Raw genomic sequence first — 17,069 nt, 5'->3', positions numbered from 1 at the left:
GCTCCGTCGCGCCCGGACCGGCCAGCAGGCATGAAACTTCGCAAACGGGGTACGTGCGGGCAGCGGTGCACACGAGGGGAGCACGGGCATGGGCGGCGGCGGCCTGCGTCTGGACATGAACGCGGTGGACTACCTGATCCTCGCGCTCTATTTCGTCACTGTGCTCGGCGTCGGTTTCGCCGCCCGGCGCGCGATCCGCACCAGCGTGGACTTCTTCCTCTCCGGCCGATCGCTGCCCGCCTGGGTCACCGGCCTGGCGTTCGTCTCGGCGAACCTGGGCGCGCTGGAGATCATCGGCATGGCCGCCAACGGCGCCCAGTACGGCATCATGACCGTGCACTACTACTGGATCGGCGCCGTACCGGCGATGGTCTTCCTCGGCATCGTGATGATGCCGTTCTACTACGGCTCCAAGGTCCGCAGCGTCCCCGAGTACCTGCGGCTGCGCTTCAACCGCCCCACCCACCTGCTCAACGCGATCAGCTTCGCGGTAGCCCAGGTGCTGATCGCGGGCGTGAACCTCTACGCGCTGGCGCTGATCATGCAGGCGCTCCTCGGCTGGCCGCTCTGGTTCGCGATCATCGTCGGCGCGGTGATCGTGCTGGCGTACATCACCGTCGGCGGGCTCTCCGGCGCGATCTACAACGAGGTGCTCCAGTTCTTCGTGATCATCGCCGGTCTGGTGCCGATCACGGTCATCGGGCTGGTCAAGGTCGGCGGCGTCAGCGGTCTGATGGACGCGGTCCGCGACTCCAGGCTCGGCGAGGCCGGCCTGCACGCCTGGGAGGGCACCGGCAGCACCGGCAACCCGCTCGGCGCGCACTGGCTGGGCATCGTGTTCGGCCTCGGCTTCGTGCTCTCCTTCGGCTACTGGACCACGAACTTCGCCGAGGTGCAGCGCGCGCTGTCCGCGCGGAACATGAGCGCCGCCCGGCGTACGCCGATCATCGCCGCGTACCCGAAGCTGCTCATCCCCGCGGTCACCGTGATCCCCGGCCTGATCGCCCTGGTCACCGTCAAAGGTCTGGGCGCCGACGACGGCGACCTGGTCTACAACAACGCGATCCCGCTGCTCATGCGCGACCTGCTGCCCAACGGCGTGCTGGGGATCGCGGTCACCGGCCTGGTGGCCTCGTTCATGGCCGGCATGGCGGCCAACGTCAGCGGGTTCAACACCGTCTTCACGTACGACATCTGGCAGGCGTACTTCCGGCGCAACGAGTCGGACGAGCACTACGTGAAGGTGGGCCGGCTCGCCACAGTCGGCGCGGTGGTGATCGGCATCGGCACCGCGTTCATCGCGGCCGGGTTCAGCAACATCATGAACTACATCCAGGCGCTCTTCTCGGTGTTCAACGCCCCGCTCTTCGGCACCTTCATCATCGGCATGTTCTGGCGGCGGATGACGCCGCTGGCCGGGTTCTGGTCGCTGCTGTCCGGCACCGTCGTGGCCACCGCCACGTACCTGCTCTACAAGGGCGGCGTGATCAGCTTCAACTCGGACCTGGAGGAGAGCTTCTGGGGCGCGGGCCTGGCCTTCGCCACCGTCGCGGTGGTGGCCGCGATCGTCACGCCGCTGACCCGGCCGAAGACCGACGACCAGCTGACCGGGCTGGTGTACGGCCTCAGCGACACCGCGCTCGCCGACGACTCGCTGGCCGGCGACGCCGCCTGGTACCGCTCCCCGGTGCTGCTCGGCGTCGTCGCCGTGATCCTCGCCGCCCTGTTCTACATCCCGGTCTTCTAGAGGAGGGGACGCACGCCATGACAGACGACGCGGACCGCAACTACCAGGGCGGCGAGGCGCACGACCCGCTCGTCGACGAGACCGAGGACGCCCGCGAGGCCCGCTCGGCGGCGGCCCGGCTGTTCGACATCCGCCGGGTCATCGGCGGCCTGTTCGTCGCGTACGGGCTGATCGTCGGCCTGATGGGGCTCTTCGACACGTCCGCCGAGATCGACAAGGCACAGGGCCTGCGGATCAACCTGTGGGCCGGCGCGGCGATGCTGGTGTTCGGCCTGCTGATGCTGCTCTGGCAACGGCTGAGCCCGACCGAGACGCCGGAGCCCGGCCACGACGACGCCTGACCGTCCGCATGGCGCGGCCCGCACCGGGTACGCCCAGGGGATCACGCGAAGGGACAGGAGGGCAGCAGCATGACCGATCGTGACCGCGGTGGCGAGCGGCCGCTCGAGGAGACCCCCGAGGTGGCCGCGGCGGTGGACGACGACAGCACGGTGCCCCAGTTGCGCGCCGGCGGCGTCGACCCGGACAACCCCACCTTCACCGAGCCCGACGGCGCGGTGGCCGACACCGGCTCGCCGAACATCATCGGTGACCCGTACGCGGCCGGGACCGGCGCGACCGGCACCGGCACGGGCGCGGCGCCGGACGGCATCCGTACCGGCGCCGAGCAGCCCTGGGACCCGGAGGACCTGGTGATGGCCCGGGGCCAGGACATGACGCCGGAGAACCTGGAACGGGCCCGCCACGACCTGCACGAGCTGGGCCGGGCCGCGATCGAGCGTACGGTTCCCTGACCCGGACGCCCGAGGGCCCCTGGTCGACGTGGGCGTCGACCAGGGGCCCGGGGAACCCGCGCGGGCGGTGCCTCACTCCCGCCGCCGCGGGTGGTACGGCCGCGGCTCAGGAGAGCGGCGGGTACGCGTTCTGCATCAGCTGCTGGAACTGGGCGGCGAACCACGCGCCGGAGATCGGCGCGTCCGGCAGGGCACCGGACATGCTGTTGCCGTTGCGGGCGTTACCGGTGTAGGTCGGGTCGCACATCCGGTCGAAGCCCTTGCCCTCGTTGTTCGGGATCTCCTTGCTGGAGCCGTCCGACTCACCCGGGGGCTTCACCCAGACGTAGGCGTCGATCCCGGGCTCCGGGTTGGCCTGCGGCCGCTCGCCGAGACCCGCGCCGGCCTGGTTGCACCAGTTGCCGGTGTGGAAGCGGCGGTCGACCCGGCCACCGTCGACGTAGGCGTCCACGCTGGTCGACGGGCCGGGGCCGGTCGGCCGGGCGGAGCCGCCCCAACCGTTGCGGGAGGTGTCGATCAGCATGCCGATGTTGCTGTCGAAGCCGATCGAGACCAGCTTCTGCCGGAACGCCTGGGCGAACGACAGCTCGTCGAGGTACTGGTTCCAGTCGGCCCACTTGGACTGCCGCACGGTCTGGCCGTTCACCGTGTCGGTGATCTTGACGTACGGCTCCTTCAGCGCGGAGTAGTTCGCCGTGTTGACGATGAAGCCCGCCACGTTGGCGACGGTGCTGCCGGAGGCGACCGCGGCGGCCTTGAGCTGGTCGGCGACCGGGCCGAAGTTGCTGTCCCAGCCGATCCAGCCGTGGTGGGCGGCGTCGATGTAGTTGTAGACGTTGCCGATCGCACCCAGCTTCGCCAGGGCGTAGCCGACACCGTTCACGTACGCGCCGTTGGCCTTCACCGTGTCACACATGACCGTGCCGCCCGCGTTGCCCGAGGTGTTGGTCACCAGGTTGGGCAGCGAGTCGATCTCGATGATGTTGACGATGCGCAGGTTCCGGTACTTCGAGTCGCCCTGGATCGCGGCGATCGGGTCGATGTACTCGGCCTTGTAGCGGGGCAGCTCGTCCGGGCCCAGCTCGCCGTTCGAGGCGAGCGCCGAGCAGTCGCGGCCGGGCAGGTTGTAGATGACGAACTGGATGTAGCCGGCGCCCTGGGCGAGCGCGGCGTCCAGGTGGTCACGGACGCCCATCGCGCCGTTGGAGCTGCTGTCCGGCGTGCCGTTGATGGCGGCGATCCGGTCGATCCAGACCGCGGTCGGGTTGTTCGACACCCGGTTGCCGCCGGACACCGACTCGGCCTTGGCCTTCCACTCGGGGTTCACGTACCCCTTCACCCCGGCGTACGGGTTGTCGACCCGCTGCCCGGGCGGCGGCTGCGACGTCGGCGGGGTCGACGTCGGCGGCGTGCTCGTGGGCGGGGTGCTGGTCGGCGGCGTGCTGGTGGGCGGCGTGCTCGTCGGCGGGGTGCTGGTGGTCGGCGTGCCGCCGTTGCAGACCGTGCCGTTCAGCGTGAACTGGGTCGGCTTGGGGTTGCTGCCGCTCCAGGAGCCGTTGAAGCCGATGGTGGTGCTGGCGCCGCTGGCGAGCGCCCCGTTGTACGACTCGTTCTGCGCGGTGACGTTCTGGCCGCTCTGGGACCACCGCGCGGACCAGCCGTTCACCACCCGCTGCGAGCTGTTCGGGAAGGTGAAGCCGAGGTTCCACGAGGTGAGCGCGTCACCGATGTTCTTGATGGTCACGGTGCCGGTGAATCCACCGGGCCAGTCGCTGGTCGTGTAGGTCACGCTGCACTGGGTGGCGGCCTGCGCCGCGGTGACCGGGAGGGTCACCAGTCCACCGGCTACCAGGACGCCGGCGCTGGTCAGCGCGAGCGCCCGGTTCCGGCCGGACAGCCTTCTCCACAGATTCATGCCACTGATCTCCTTGGGCGAGACCGGATCCGCGTACGGCCCGGCGCAAATGGCGGCGGCGGTCGCCCTGCGGGAACGACCGTGCGCGCCACTGGTTACTTCGGGGGACGCCCGACCCGGACGGGCGTTGGGGGTGGTGGTGCCGACCGGTCCGCAGGACCGGCCGATGGAGCCGGACGTCGGCCGGTCAACCGGCTGCCCTCGACGCCTGAGCTCGCGGTGTGGCTCCCCGAACCGCGTGCAGCGATTCTTGCATGGGAGCGCTTCCATGGCAATGCCTCGATGCGCCTCGCGGCCCACCCTACCGCCCGCCCCGACCCCGCCCCGCTCACCGCGCGCCCGGACCCCGCTACACCAGCCGGGCTCGCCGGCAACCACCCGCGGCCACCACCTCGCCGCGCCCCCTCACGCCGGGCGGCGGACCGTCCCGCCTCCGCCTCGCCGGGTGGAACGCCATGGGTGTCAAAACGGCCAAATGACACCCATGGCGTTCCACCCACCGGCGGAGGCGAGACAGTCGGGAACCGTACGAGCGGGATCCGGGTCGCGGGGTCGCCGAAGTCGGGCCGATCGGCGCGCGGAGGCGGGGACAGCGCGGACACGCCCGATCTCGACAAACTCCTAAAAGCGAATCTTTCCCCGAATAAGTCGCGAAAAGGTCTAGCGTCGGCCTTAGCTCGACTGACGTCGGGCTCAGGACGAACAGGGATGGAGACGCTGGTCATGGCTAAGAAGATGCTCGGGAAGGTGGTCGCGGGCGCTGCCCTCGGCGGCGCCGGCCTTCTCGTGTTCACCCCGGGAATGGCCTACGCGGGCGGGCACGACGAGGGCAAGGTCATCGCCAAGCCGCACGTGGTGAAGGCGGGGGACACCGTCGAACTGCTCGCGATCTGCTCCGAGCCGCAGCAGCACGCCACCGTCTGGTCGAAGGTGACCGGCAAGGTCGACCTGCGCCCGGCCCGCGACGGCGAGCACGGCGACTGGGCCGACCGGGGCGGTGACTGGGGCGGCGACCAGGACTGGGGCTGGGACGACAAGGGCCCGGACGGCAAGGACGAGCACGGCAAGGGCCCGGACGGCAAGGACGACCACGGCAAGGGCCCGGACGGCCGCGGCGAGCCGGGCGGGGACGAACACGGGCCGGGCGGAGATGGGCCCGACGGCAACGGGCCGGGCGGCAACGGCCCGGGCGGCAACGGCCCGGGTGGCAACGGGCCCGGCGGCAACGGCCCGGGTGGCGACGGCATGCCGCAGCCCCCGGCGGACCAGCCCCAGCCGCCGGCCGGCCAGCCGGAAGGGCAGCCGCAGCCGGGCGGCGCGGGGGCCGGCGCGGCCGTCGACCCCGGCGACTGGCAGGGGCACGACGAGTACGGCCAGGACGCCGAGCCGGGCTGGGAGAAGGAGAAGCCGGGCGGGCCGGACTGGACCAAGGACGCGCACGGCCCCGACGGCAAGGAACAGCACGGCAAGGACGCCAAGGACGAGCACGGCAAGGACGACCGTGGCGGCCGGCCGGACGACAAGGGCAAGGACGGCAAGGACGAGCACGGCTCCTGGCAGGGCGGCAAGAACGACTGGCAGGAAGGTAAGAACGACTGGCCGGGCGACAAGAGCGACTGGCCGGGCGACAAGGACGACTGGCAGGCGAGCGGAGGCGCCTGGCAGGACGACAAGGGCGACTACGGCAAGGACGCCGAGCGCGACTACGGCAAGGACGGCTGGGAGCACGGGAAGGACTTCGTCTACTACGGCGAGGCCACCGTCTCGCACGACGCCCGGCCGGGCCGGTACGAGTTGCGGGGCTCCTGCGGTGAGGGCGAGCTGGTGGTCCTGCCGCGCGGTGGGGTCGACGGCGGCGACGGCGGCATGACGACCACCGGCGTGGACCGTACCCTCGCCACCGGTGGCGCGGGCATGATCGGCGCCGCGGCGCTGGGCGGCCTGGTGCTGCTGCGCCGGCGGCGGGCCGGTGACCTGGTCTGACCGGACGACGACCCGGGCCGGCGGCCGTCACGGAAGTCCGTGGCGTGCCGCCGGCACGGCCGTCGTCGTCCTGCTCGCCATGGCCGGGGCCGGTCTGATCGGCGCGTCCGTCCGGACCGTCCCGCCACCGTCCCCGCCGCAGCCGCTCGGGCAGGCGGCCCCGGTCACCACCGGCCCCCAAGCAGACCCGGACGCCGAGGGCCAACCGGGGCCGGACGCCGAGGGTCAGCTGACGCCGGACGGCACCGGCCTGCCGACGGCGGACGCCGCCGGGGGCGCCGTCGGCCCCGCGACGCCCGGCCCGACGACCGGCCCACCCGGCGCCGCCCCGGGCACCGCGGCCGCCCCGGGCACCGCAGCCGCCCCGGGGGCCGCAGCGGTCCCGGGCGCTCCGGCAGCAACGGGCCCAGCGGGCGCGACGAGCCCGAACGGCGCCGCCCCGGCTCCACTGCCCCGGTCCGCGCCGACGACCATCTCGATCCCCCGTATCGGGGTGCGGGCCGAGATCATGTCGCTCGGCACGAACCCGGACGGCACGGTCCAGGTGCCCCCGCTGGACCAGGCCATGAAGGCCGGGTGGTACTCCCCCGGCGCCAGCCCGGGCGAGGCCGGCAACGCGGTGATCGTGGGCCACGTCGACTCCGCCCAGCTCGGCCCGGCGGTGTTCTTCAACCTCGGCGCGCTGGTGGCCGGCGACACGATAGTGGTCACCCGGCAGGACGGCAGGTCCGCCACGTTCACGGTGCGCGAGGTCGGGTCGTACCCGAAGACCGCCTTTCCCGCCGCGCAGGTCTACGGTCCGTCGGCCGTGCCCGCCCTGCGCGTGGTGACCTGCGGCGGGGTGTTCGACCGCACGGCCGGAAGCTACCTGAACAACATCGTCGTCTACGCCCCGATGACGAGCTGAGGCGGAAACGGCGGTGGCCCGGTGGTCGGTTCCCCGACCACCGGGCCACGCTCGGTTGAACGGTCAGGCCGCCGCCGAGGTCCGGACCAGGGTACGGATCTGGCGCAGCAGCACCGACAGCGCGGACAGGTCGGCGCGGGACTCGTCGAACTCCCCCATCGCCCGGTGCGCCCGGTGGATCGAGGTGGCGTTCGCCTGCTCCCATTCCTGCACCCGCTCCACCGGCGGCACGTCGTCCGGGGTGGAGCCGAGCACCTCGGCGGTGAGCGCGGCCAGCGCGGCGTACAGGTCGTAGCGCAGCGCCATCCGGGCCAGCGTCTGCCACCGGTCCTCGCGCGGCAGCAGGGAGATCTTCGACAGCAGCGCGTCCACCCGGAACCGGTCGGAGAGCACGAAGTAGACCGAGGCCACCTCGCCCACGTCCCGCCGGGTCGCCTGCGCCGTCTCGACGATGTCGAGCAGGCCGAAGCTGTACATCAGGCGGGTCGCCTGCTCGGCCAGGTCACGCGGCAGCCCCCGGTCGACGAGCGACTCGATGTGCGCCGCGATGGCCTCCCGCTCGGTGCCCCAGAACCGGTGCTCCAGGTCCGGCAGGAGCTGGGCCACGCCGCCACGCAGCCGGTCGATCTCCGCCGGCACGTCGATCGGCGACCGGCGGTTGGTGACCAGCCAGCGCACCGCGCGGTCGAGCAGCCGCCGGGTGTCCAGGTAGACGGCGGTCTGCAGCTCGGGCGAGACCTTGTTGTCCAGCGCCTCGACCGCGTCCCAGAGGTCACGCAGGCCGAACACCTCGCGGACCACCACGTACGCCCGGAGCACGTCCGCCGCGGAGGCGGCCGTCTCCTCGACCACCCGGAAGACGAACGAGATGCCGCCCCGGTTGATCGCCTCGTTGACCAGGACAGTGGTGACGATGTCCCGGCGCAGCCGGTGCCGGCCCATCCGGTCGGCGAAGCGCTGCCGCAGCGGCGTCGGGAAGTAGTTGACCAGGATGTCGGTCGTCCACTCCTCGTCCGCCAGGCCCTCGCCGACGATCTCGCGCTCCAGCACGATCTTCACGTACGCGAGCAGCACCGCGAACTCCGGCGCGGTCAGCCCGCTCTCGGTGCGGACCGCCAGCTCCTCGTCCGACGGCAGCGCCTCCAGGGCCCGGTCCAGCGCGCCGGACCGCTCCAGGTCGTTGATCATCCGCCGGTGCACCGGGAGCAGCGAGGCGGCCTGGGCCTGGGCGTTGTTCAGCGCCCGCGCCTGGTCGTAGTTGTCCCGCAGCACCAGCTCGGCGACCTCGTCGGTCATCCGGGCCAGCAGCTCGTCACGCTCCGGCCGGTCCAGCTCCCCGTCGGCCACCGCCGTGTTGAGCAGGATCTTGATGTTGACCTCGTGGTCGGAGCAGTCCACACCGGCCGCGTTGTCGATGAAGTCGGTGTAGATGCGGCCGCCGGTCGAGGCGTACTCGATCCGGCCCTGCTGGGTGAAGCCCAGGTTGCCGCCCTCGCCGACCACCCGGCAGCGCAGGCTCTTGCCGTCCACCCGGATGGCGTCGTTGGACTTGTCGCCGACCTCGGCGTTGGTCTGGCTGGACGCCTTGACGTAGGTGCCGATGCCGCCGTTCCAGAACAGGTCCACCGGCGCGGTGAGGATCGCCTTCATCAGCTCCTGCGGGCTGAGCTGCGTGACGTCCTCGTCGAGGCCGAGCACCGCGCGGACCTGCGGCGAGATCGGCACCGACTTCGCCGTACGCGAGTGGACGCCGCCGCCTTCGGAGATCAGCTCGCGGTCGTAGTCCTCCCACGACGAGCGCGGCATGTCGAACAGCCGCTTGCGCTCCTCCCACGACCGGGCCGAGTCCGGATCCGGGTCCAGGAAGATGTGCCGGTGGTCGAACGCGGCCACCAGCCGGATGTGCTTCGACAGCAGCATCCCGTTGCCGAACACGTCGCCGGACATGTCACCGACGCCGACCACAGTGAAGTCCTGCGTCTGGGTGTCGTGCCCCAGCTCCCGGAAGTGCCGCTTGACCGACTCCCAGGCGCCCCGGGCGGTGATGCCCATCTTCTTGTGGTCGTAGCCGGCCGAGCCGCCGGAGGCGAACGCGTCGCCCAGCCAGAAGCTGTGCGCCTCGGAGATCTCGTTGGCGATGTCGGAGAACGTCGCGGTGCCCTTGTCGGCGGCCACCACCATGTACGGATCGTCGCCGTCGTGCCGGACCACGTCCTCGGGCGGCACGATCTCGCCGCTGACGATGTTGTCGGTGACGTCCAGCAGCGCGGAGATGAACTCCTTGTAGCAGATCACCGCCTCGTCCCGGTCGCCCGGCTTCTGCTTGAGCACGAAGCCGCCCTTGGCGCCGACCGGCACGATCACGGCGTTCTTCACCATCTGCGCCTTGACCAGGCCGAGCACCTCGGTCCGGAAGTCCTCGCGCCGGTCGGACCAGCGCAGGCCGCCGCGGGCCACCGGCCCGTAGCGCAGGTGCACGCCCTCGAACCGGGGCGAGTAGACGAAGATCTCGAACTTGGGCCGCGGCGCGGGCAGGTCCGGGATGGCCTGCGGGTCCAGCTTGAACGCCACGTACGGCTTGGGCCGCCCGCCCACCGGCTTCTGGTAGAAGCTGGTGCGCAGCGTGGCCTGGATCAGCGTCAGGTAGGCCCGCAGGATGCGGTCCTGGTCGAGGCTGGCCACCTCGTCCAGCGCCTCGCCGATCGCGTCGACCAGCTCACCGCTGCGCTGCCGCCGCTCGTCGAGCGTGGTGGCGCCCGGGGCGAACCGGGTCTCGAACAGCTTCACCAGCAGTTCGGCGATCTGCGGGTACGCGATGAACGTCTGCTCCATGTACTCCTGGGAGAACACGGTGCCGGCCTGGCGCAGGTACTTCGCGTACGCGCGCAGCACGACGACCTGCCGCCAGGTGAGCCCGGCCCGGAGCACCAGCTCGTTGAAGCCGTCCACCTCGGCCTCGCCCCGCCAGGCGGCGGCGAAGGCGTTCTCCACGTGCGGACGTACCTCGGCCAGGTCCTGGTGCCGCTCGGGCAGCTCCAGACCGAAGTCGTAGAGCCAGATCCGGCCGTCGACGCGCTCCACCTCGTACGGGTGCTCGTCGACCACCTTCACACCGAGCGAGTGCAGCACCGGCAGCACGGCGGAGAGCATCATCGGCTCGCCGTACCGGTAGACCTTGAACCGCACGTCCATCGCCTCGTCGGCGTCGGCGGCGCGGGCGGCGTACGGACGCGGCGGCGCCTGCTTGCGGAACAGGTGCATCTCCAGCTGGCCGGGCTCCTCCAGCAGCTCCAGCTTCGCCAGGTCCTTCATCGCCTCGTACGGCGTGTGCCCGTCCTTGTAGCCCTCCGGGAACGCGTCGGCGTACCGGGCGAACAGGTGCTTGGCCTGCTCGTCGCCGAGCTTGCGTTCCAGCACCAGCCGGTAGTCGTCGTCCCAGAGGCGGGTCGCGTCGGCCAGCTCCTCGGCGAGCAGGTCGGCGTCGATGTCACCGGGCGGGTTGTTCGGGTCGGTCCGCACGATGAAGTGCACGCGGGCCAGCATCGACTCGGTCACCCGGGTGGTGTAGTCGACGCCGACGCCGTTCAGCTCGCGCAGCAGGATGTCCTGCATGCGCAGCCGGTTCTGCGTGGTGAACCGGTCCCGCGGCAGGTAGATCAGGCAGGAGATGAACCGCCCGTACGCGTCGCGGCGCAGGAACACCCGCAGCTGCCGGCGGCCTGCCATCCGCAGCACGCCGATCACCGCGTGGTAGAGGTCGTCGGTCTTGATCTGGAACAGCTCGTCGCGCGGGTACGTCTCCAGGATCTGCAACAGGTCCTTGCCGGAGTGGCTGCGCAGGCTCAGGCCCGAGCGGTCGAGCACCTCGGCGACCTTGCGCCGGACCACCGGCAGCTCCTGCACGCTGGTCCGGTACGCGGCGGTGGAGAACAGGCCCAGGAAGCGCCGCTCCCCGACCACCTCGCCGGCCTCGTTGAAGATCTTGAAGCCGATGTAGTCGAGGTACGCCGAGCGGTGCACGGTGGCACGCGAGTTGGCCTTGGTGATGATGAGCAGGCGCTTCTCCAGCACCTTCTCGTGCGCCTCGGGCGTCATCGAGTTCAGCGACCGGGCCTCCGGCGAGTCGGAGCGCAGGATGCCCAGGCCGGTGCCGAGCACCGCCTCCAGGGCCTGCCCGCTGCCGCGCGCGCCGTCGGCGTCGACCAGGCGGTACTCGCGGTAGCCGAGGAACGTGAAGTGGTCGTGCGCCAGCCAGCGCAGCAGCTCCACCGAGTCGGTGATGTCCTTTTCCGGCACCGGCGGGCGGTTGTCCGACGTCCGGGCGGCGGCCAGCTCGTCGGCGAGCGCGAGGGCCCGCTGCCGCATCTTCGGCCAGTCCTCGACCGCCTCGCGCACGTCGGTGAGCACCCGCTGCAACTCGCGGCGCAGCGCCTCCCGCTCGGCCGGGTCGCGGACCGGGTCGATCTCGATCCGCATCCAGCTCTCGACCAGGTCACCGGCGATGGCGTCGTCCGGCTCCACGTCCGCCGAGACCTCGGTGAGCCGGCCCAGCGGCTCGCGCCGCACCACGACCAGCGGGTGCACCAGCAGGTGCACGTCGAGGTGACGGGAGTTGAGCAGGGCGGTCACCGAGTCGACCAGGAACGGCATGTCGTCGGTGACGATCTCGACGACCGTGTGGTGCTGCTCGGCGTCCGGCTCGTGGATGCGCAGCTTCAGCTCGCCCGGAACCCGCTGCTGGGCCAGGTCCCGGTGGGCCCGGGCCGCCTCCAGCATCTCCTCGGCGGTGAAGCCGATCAGCTCCTCGTCCGGCGCGAACCGCCAGAAGCGGTCCACGAGTGTGGCCGCGTCGTGGTCGTCGCCGGCCAGCGCGACCGCCTGGGCGACCAGCCGCTCCGCGTTGGGAACGGGCTCGTCCAGCTCGGCGTCCTCCGACTCGTCGGCCAGTGCCTGCGTAGGCAGGCCCAGGTCGTAGAGGGTGTCGATGCTGGAACCGGTCATCCCGGTCACTCCTGTGTCGAGACGGCTGAAACCGTCCCCGTCGGTCGCCGAATCGAAGCTGTCGTCGTCCCGGCCGGTGTCAGCCTGCCGGAGGTCGGGTCCCGGTTTGATCGCCGGACGCCGGTCCATCGGTGCCACTCCCCTCGACCCACCGCACTGTGGGTCACTCTGCCGCCCAGCCTAGGCCCTACCGCGTGGTACCTCCCGCGGCGGACCACCGGCCGGACGTCCGGATCGGGACTCTGTCCTTTCACCCGTTGCGGGTTCGTGGTCGGCCGCCCGCGGAGTACCCCGACTGGCGATGTTCATCACACTGCCACACGGGGCTTTCCGCGCTGCCGGAGGCCGTGGCGGGGCGGTGGCGAGCGCCGGGCCGTACTAGCGTGCAGGGCAGTTGAGCACCGGAGGGACCGCTTCATGCCCGTGTCGTACCCCGTCCGCCCCAGCCGTCACACCCGTCGTCGCCTCCTCGCGGGGCTGGCCGCCGCCCTGGTCACAGCGGGCGCGCTGACCGGATGCTCCGGCGACGACGGCCCGGAGGCGGCCGTCGAGGCGTTCCTCGGCGGCTGGCGCTCCGGCGACCTGCAGGCGGTCGGCTTCATCCAGCCGGCCGGCGGGCGGGTGGCGGCCGGCGAGGTGACCAAGCAGCTCCAGGCGCTCGCCGGTGAGCTGGCCGCCAACCCGCCGGAGTTGACGCGCACCGGCGAGATCACCACCAAGGGCGACGTCGCCACCGCCCGGGTCAAGGTGAGCTGGGCGCTGCCCGGCGGCGCCCGTTGGGCCTACGAGAACCCGGTACGCCTCAAGCGCGGCGGCGACGACCAGTGGCAGGTGATCTGGGAACCGGCTGTGGTGCACGAGAAGCTGGAGAGCGGCGACCGGATCGCGCTGCGGCGGGAGCCGGCGCAGCGCGCCGGCGTGCTGGACGCCGCCGGCCAGCCGATCGTCGCGCCGCGCCCGGTGGTCCGGGTGCAGGTCGTTCCCGGCGAGGTCACCGACGTGCCCGGCCTGGTCAAGAAGCTGGACGCCGCGTTCAAGGCGATCCGGCCCGCGCTCAGCCCGCCGGTCGACCTGGGCGACCTGCCCAAGCGGCTCAAGGAGGCGAAGCCGGACGGGCTCGTCGAGGTGGTGACGCTGCGTGAGGACGCATACCGGCAGATCAAGCCACGCATCTACGAGCTGCCCGGCACCCGGTTCGCGACCGACCAGCTCATGCTGGCCCCGACGCGCGAGTTCGCCCGGGCGCTGCTCGGCTCGGTCGACCAGGCCACCGCCGACGACCTGCAGGCCCACCCCGAGCGGTACGCGCGCGGCGACCTGGTCGGCCACGGCGGCCTCCAGGGCCGGTACGACGAGCGGCTGCGTGGCGTCACCGGCGTCACCGTGATCACCGAGCGGACCACCCCGGACGGCAAGGTCGAGCCGACCGGCACGGAGCTGTACCGCGCCGACCCGAAGCCCGGTCAGCCGGTGAAGACCACCATCGACGTGGCGACCCAGAACGCTGCCGACGCCGCGTTGCGCGGGCAGACCCGCCGCTCCGCGCTGGTGGCGCTGCGGATCAGCGACGGCGCGGTGCTGGCCGCCGCGAACGGTCCCGGGGCGGCCGGCGAGAACCTCGCGTTCACCGCCCAGGTGCCGCCCGGCTCGACGTTCAAGATGGTCAGCGCGCTCGGCCTGCTCGACCGGGGCGCGGTGACCCCGCAGACCACTGTGAACTGCCCGAAGACGGCGACGGTCGAGGGCCGCAGCTTCAAGAACTCGGACAATTTCGAGCTGGGCGCGGTGCCGTTCGCCACCGACTTCGCCAAGTCCTGCAACACCGCGTTCGTGGCGCTGGCGCCGAAGCTCGGCCCGGACGGGCTGGCGCAGGCCGGCCGTACGCTCGGCCTGGAGGCCGCGTGGGATCTCGGCGCGGACGCGTTCACCGGCAAGGTCTCCGCCAACGGCCCGGCCACCGAGCAGGCCGCCGCCGCGATCGGCCAGGGCACCACGCTGGTGAGCCCGCTGGCCATGGCGAGCGCCACCGCGGCCGTGGCCCGGGGCAAGTTCGAGCAGCCCAAGCTGCTGCTCGACCCGGCGCCGGCCAAGCCCGCGCCGGCCGGCGAGGCGCTCAAGCCGGAGTCGGTGGCGGCGCTGAAGTCGCTGATGCGCGGGGTGGTCACAGCGGGCAGTGGCAGCGCGCTGGCGGATGTGCCCGGCGAGCCGGTGCACGGCAAGACCGGCACCGCGGAGTACGACAACAACCCGGCGAACACGCACGCCTGGTTCGTCGGGTGGCAGGGTGACGTGGCCTTCGCCGTCTTCGTCGAGCAGGGCGGGGCGGGCTCGAAGGTGGCGGCGCCGATCGCCGAGAAGTTCCTGCGGGGCCTCGCCGCGAGCTGAGCGGGGTCCTGCGCCGCGTGACCCCGAGCTGAGGCGTACCGGTCAGGCGATGTCGATGCCGGAGCGGGCCGGGTCCGGCTCGTCCCCGGCGGACGCCCGGCGCAGCAGGCCGGGCCCGAGCGGGTCGGTGCCGAGGTCGTCGACGGCGCCGTCGGAGGTCGGGTCGGGGCCGATCGGCTCCACCGCCACCGCCGGGGCCGGCACCGCCGCCGGGGCGGGCAGCGGCTCGGGCTCCGGCCGGCTGTCGGCGGCCCGGGGCGCCGGCGCGGCCGGCCCGGGCGGCAGCAGACGGGGCGGCACGGCGCCCGGCGCGACGACCGGGGCGAGCCCGGCCACCACCGTGTTCACGATCTCGGCCGCGTACGCCCCGTCCGGGTCGTAGTCGGGGTCGAAGACGGTCAGCTCGACGCCGAGGCAGTGCGGGGTGTCGACCAGCCCGGCCAGCAGGATCTCCAGCTCGGCGAAGGCGATGCCACCGGGGTCGGGCGCGTCCACGGCGGGCATCACCGCCGGGTCGAGCACGTCGACGTCGATGTGCACCCAGTAGCCGGCGCAGTCGACGAGCTGCTCGTGCGCCCACTGGGCGGTCCGGGCCGCGCCCTCGGCGCGCAGCGCCGGCACCGGCCGGGTGGTGATGCCGGCGGCCTGCAGGTCGAGGCGGTACTCGTCCTGCGCGCGGATGCCGAGCACCACCACGTCGATGTCCCGGAAGTAGGGCCGCCTCCCCTCGATGGCCGCCAGGTCGGGCTGCCCCCGCCCGGTGACCAGCGCCAGGTCCTCCCCGGCGGCCGCGCCGACGTAGGAGGCGTTGCCGGGGTGCCGGAAGTCGGAGTGGCCGTCGACGAAGACCAGGCCGATCCGCCCGCCGACCGCCTCGCCGAGGCGGTGCATGGCCAGCCCGGAGCCGAGCAGCACCGAGCAGTCCCCGCCGAGCACCAGCGGGAACTCGCCCCGGTCGATGATCGCGCCGATCCGGTCGGCGAGCGCCAGCGAGTACGCGGAGATCTCCGGCGCGTGGCAGACGCCGTCGCCGGGTCGCCAGTCCCCCGGGTCGTACCGGGGCGGGGTCAGGCAGCCGGCGTCTCGGGCCCGCAGCCGGGCGAGCAGGCCGTGGTCGCGCAGCGCGCCCGGCGCCTTGGCGCATCCGGGCACGGAGCTGGCGGTGGGTGGGCGCAGCCCGAGGTTCGTCGGCGCGTCGAGGACGGCGATCCGGCGCATCATGGGCTCCCGTCCTCGGTGGTCGGGCGGGCCGGCGGTGCGCCGGCCCGCGCGGGTTGACTCAGAACAGCGCGCTGGCCAGGGCGCGTCGGGCGGAGGCCACGGCGGGGTCGTCCGGGCCGGCGATGGTGAACAGGCCGAGCAGGTGCTGGCGTACCCGGTCCCGGTCGTCCCCGGCGGTGCGCCGGACCAGGCCGACGAGCCGCTGGTACGCCTGGTCGGCGAGGCCGCTGAGCACCTCGATGTCGGCGGCCAGCAGTTGGGCGTCCACGTCGTCGGGGGCGGCGGCCGCGGCGTCCAGCGCGCCCTGCGGGTCGGCGCCGGCGACCCGGCGGGCCAGCCCGACCTGCGCCAGGCCCGCCTCCGCCGCCGCGTCGGCCGGGGACTCGGCGAGGATCTTCCGGTACGCCGCCTCGGCCGCGTCGAGGTCACCGCTCATCAGCGCGTCGTCGGCGGCGTCGAGGCGCGGGTCCTCCGGTTCGGCGACGGTGACGCCACCGGCCTTGAGCACGGCCTGGAGCCACTGTCGCAACTGCGACTCGGGCACCGGGCCCGGGAAGGCGTCGATCGGGCGGCCACCGACGATGGCGTACGTGGTGGGCAGCGCCTGGAGCTGGAACATCTGCGCGAGCCGCGGCTGCTGCTGCACGTCGACCCGGGCCAGCAGCCACGCTCCGCCGCCCTCGGCGGCCAGCTTCTCCAGCACCGGGGCGAACTGGTCGCTCTCCGGGTAACCGGCGGCGCCGAAGAAGACCACTACCGGTGTGGTGAGCGAGCGTTCGAGCACCTCGGACTGGATGTTCGCCTCGGTCACGTCGATCACGGCGGCGGAGCCGGCGGGGCTGCCCGGCAGCCCGGCGGGCGTGCCGCCCGGAGACGGTGTGGCGGTGGAGGTGTCGGCAGGTGCGGGGGTGCGCAGCGCGCTGAGGTCGACCGCGCCGCGGGTGAAGATCGACGAGGTGATCCGTGGGTCGCTCATGGTTGTCTAGTCTCGCACGTACGCGACGGATCTCCGACCAGCCGCGACGGCGACAGTCACCACTCTCCCCCAGCTCAGCCCGCCCGCAAGGAAGGGCCCCTTGTTAACGCCTGCGGTAGAGGAAGGGCCCCTTGTTAACA

General features: G+C 72.5%; 10 protein-coding genes. 6 read left to right on the top strand and 4 right to left on the bottom strand.

Annotation, left to right across the window (positions count from 1 at the left end; translation table 11 throughout):
• The first annotated feature begins 88 nt into the window (after window positions 1–88).
• From HA073_RS19735 to HA073_RS19725, 3 genes are all read left to right on the top strand, one after another.
• Window positions 89–1,747 (top strand): sodium:solute symporter family protein, encoded by a 1,659-nt coding sequence (locus HA073_RS19735; protein WP_064447792.1) that lies wholly within the window; start codon window positions 89–91, stop codon window positions 1,745–1,747.
• A gap of 17 nt (window positions 1,748–1,764) precedes the next feature.
• Window positions 1,765–2,088 carry a hypothetical protein gene (locus HA073_RS19730; RefSeq protein ID WP_043328786.1) on the top strand — a complete coding sequence of 108 codons (324 nt, stop codon included), beginning with the start codon at window positions 1,765–1,767 and terminating at the stop codon, window positions 2,086–2,088.
• A gap of 69 nt (window positions 2,089–2,157) precedes the next feature.
• Entirely contained in the window at window positions 2,158–2,541 is a 384-nt protein-coding gene (locus HA073_RS19725) for a hypothetical protein (protein WP_043328785.1), read from the top strand.
• 106 nt (window positions 2,542–2,647) lie between these two features.
• Here the strand turns inward: HA073_RS19725 and HA073_RS19720 are convergent, their stop codons facing one another.
• Complete coding sequence (locus tag HA073_RS19720) at window positions 2,648–4,456, bottom strand: glycoside hydrolase family 6 protein (RefSeq protein ID WP_043330970.1); 1,809 nt, start codon at window positions 4,454–4,456, stop codon at window positions 2,648–2,650.
• Between the two features lie 708 nt (window positions 4,457–5,164).
• Between HA073_RS19720 and HA073_RS19715 the strand changes: the two genes are divergently transcribed.
• Window positions 5,165–6,439: a hypothetical protein gene (locus tag HA073_RS19715; protein WP_166457025.1), complete on the top strand. Its 1,275-nt coding sequence runs from the start codon at window positions 5,165–5,167 to the stop codon at window positions 6,437–6,439.
• A 79-nt stretch (window positions 6,440–6,518) separates the two neighbouring features.
• Complete coding sequence (locus HA073_RS19710) at window positions 6,519–7,346, top strand: class F sortase (RefSeq protein ID WP_069087314.1); 828 nt, start codon at window positions 6,519–6,521, stop codon at window positions 7,344–7,346.
• A gap of 63 nt (window positions 7,347–7,409) precedes the next feature.
• On the opposite strand, the gene HA073_RS19705 is transcribed toward HA073_RS19710, so the two are convergent.
• Window positions 7,410–12,476 (bottom strand): NAD-glutamate dehydrogenase, encoded by a 5,067-nt coding sequence (locus tag HA073_RS19705; RefSeq protein WP_166457024.1) that lies wholly within the window; start codon window positions 12,474–12,476, stop codon window positions 7,410–7,412.
• Window positions 12,477–12,764: 288 nt separating this feature from the next.
• Here HA073_RS19705 and HA073_RS19700 point away from each other — a divergent pair, with 288 nt between their 5' ends.
• Window positions 12,765–14,732: a penicillin-binding transpeptidase domain-containing protein gene (locus HA073_RS19700; protein ID WP_166457023.1), complete on the top strand. Its 1,968-nt coding sequence runs from the start codon at window positions 12,765–12,767 to the stop codon at window positions 14,730–14,732.
• Window positions 14,733–14,774: 42 nt separating this feature from the next.
• Here HA073_RS19700 and HA073_RS19695 read toward each other — a convergent pair whose 3' ends face one another.
• Both HA073_RS19695 and HA073_RS19690 read right to left on the bottom strand, forming a co-directional pair.
• Window positions 14,775–15,953, bottom strand: a complete 1,179-nt coding sequence (locus tag HA073_RS19695) for an arginase family protein (RefSeq protein ID WP_113974636.1) — start codon at window positions 15,951–15,953, stop codon at window positions 14,775–14,777.
• Window positions 15,954–16,011: 58 nt separating this feature from the next.
• The gene (locus HA073_RS19690; RefSeq protein WP_043328779.1) at window positions 16,012–16,929 is read right to left on the bottom strand and encodes a tetratricopeptide repeat protein; all 918 of its coding nucleotides are present in this window, start codon (window positions 16,927–16,929) and stop codon (window positions 16,012–16,014) included.
• Window positions 16,930–17,069 lie beyond the last annotated feature (140 nt).

Origin of the sequence: Micromonospora sp. CMU55-4 (genome assembly GCF_011602315.1) — a bacterium.
GTDB classification, from domain to species: Bacteria; Actinomycetota; Actinomycetes; order Mycobacteriales; family Micromonosporaceae; genus Micromonospora; species Micromonospora chalcea.
The sequence above is the reverse complement of the archived record's forward strand: the minus strand, read 5'-3'. Positions and strand labels throughout refer to the sequence as shown.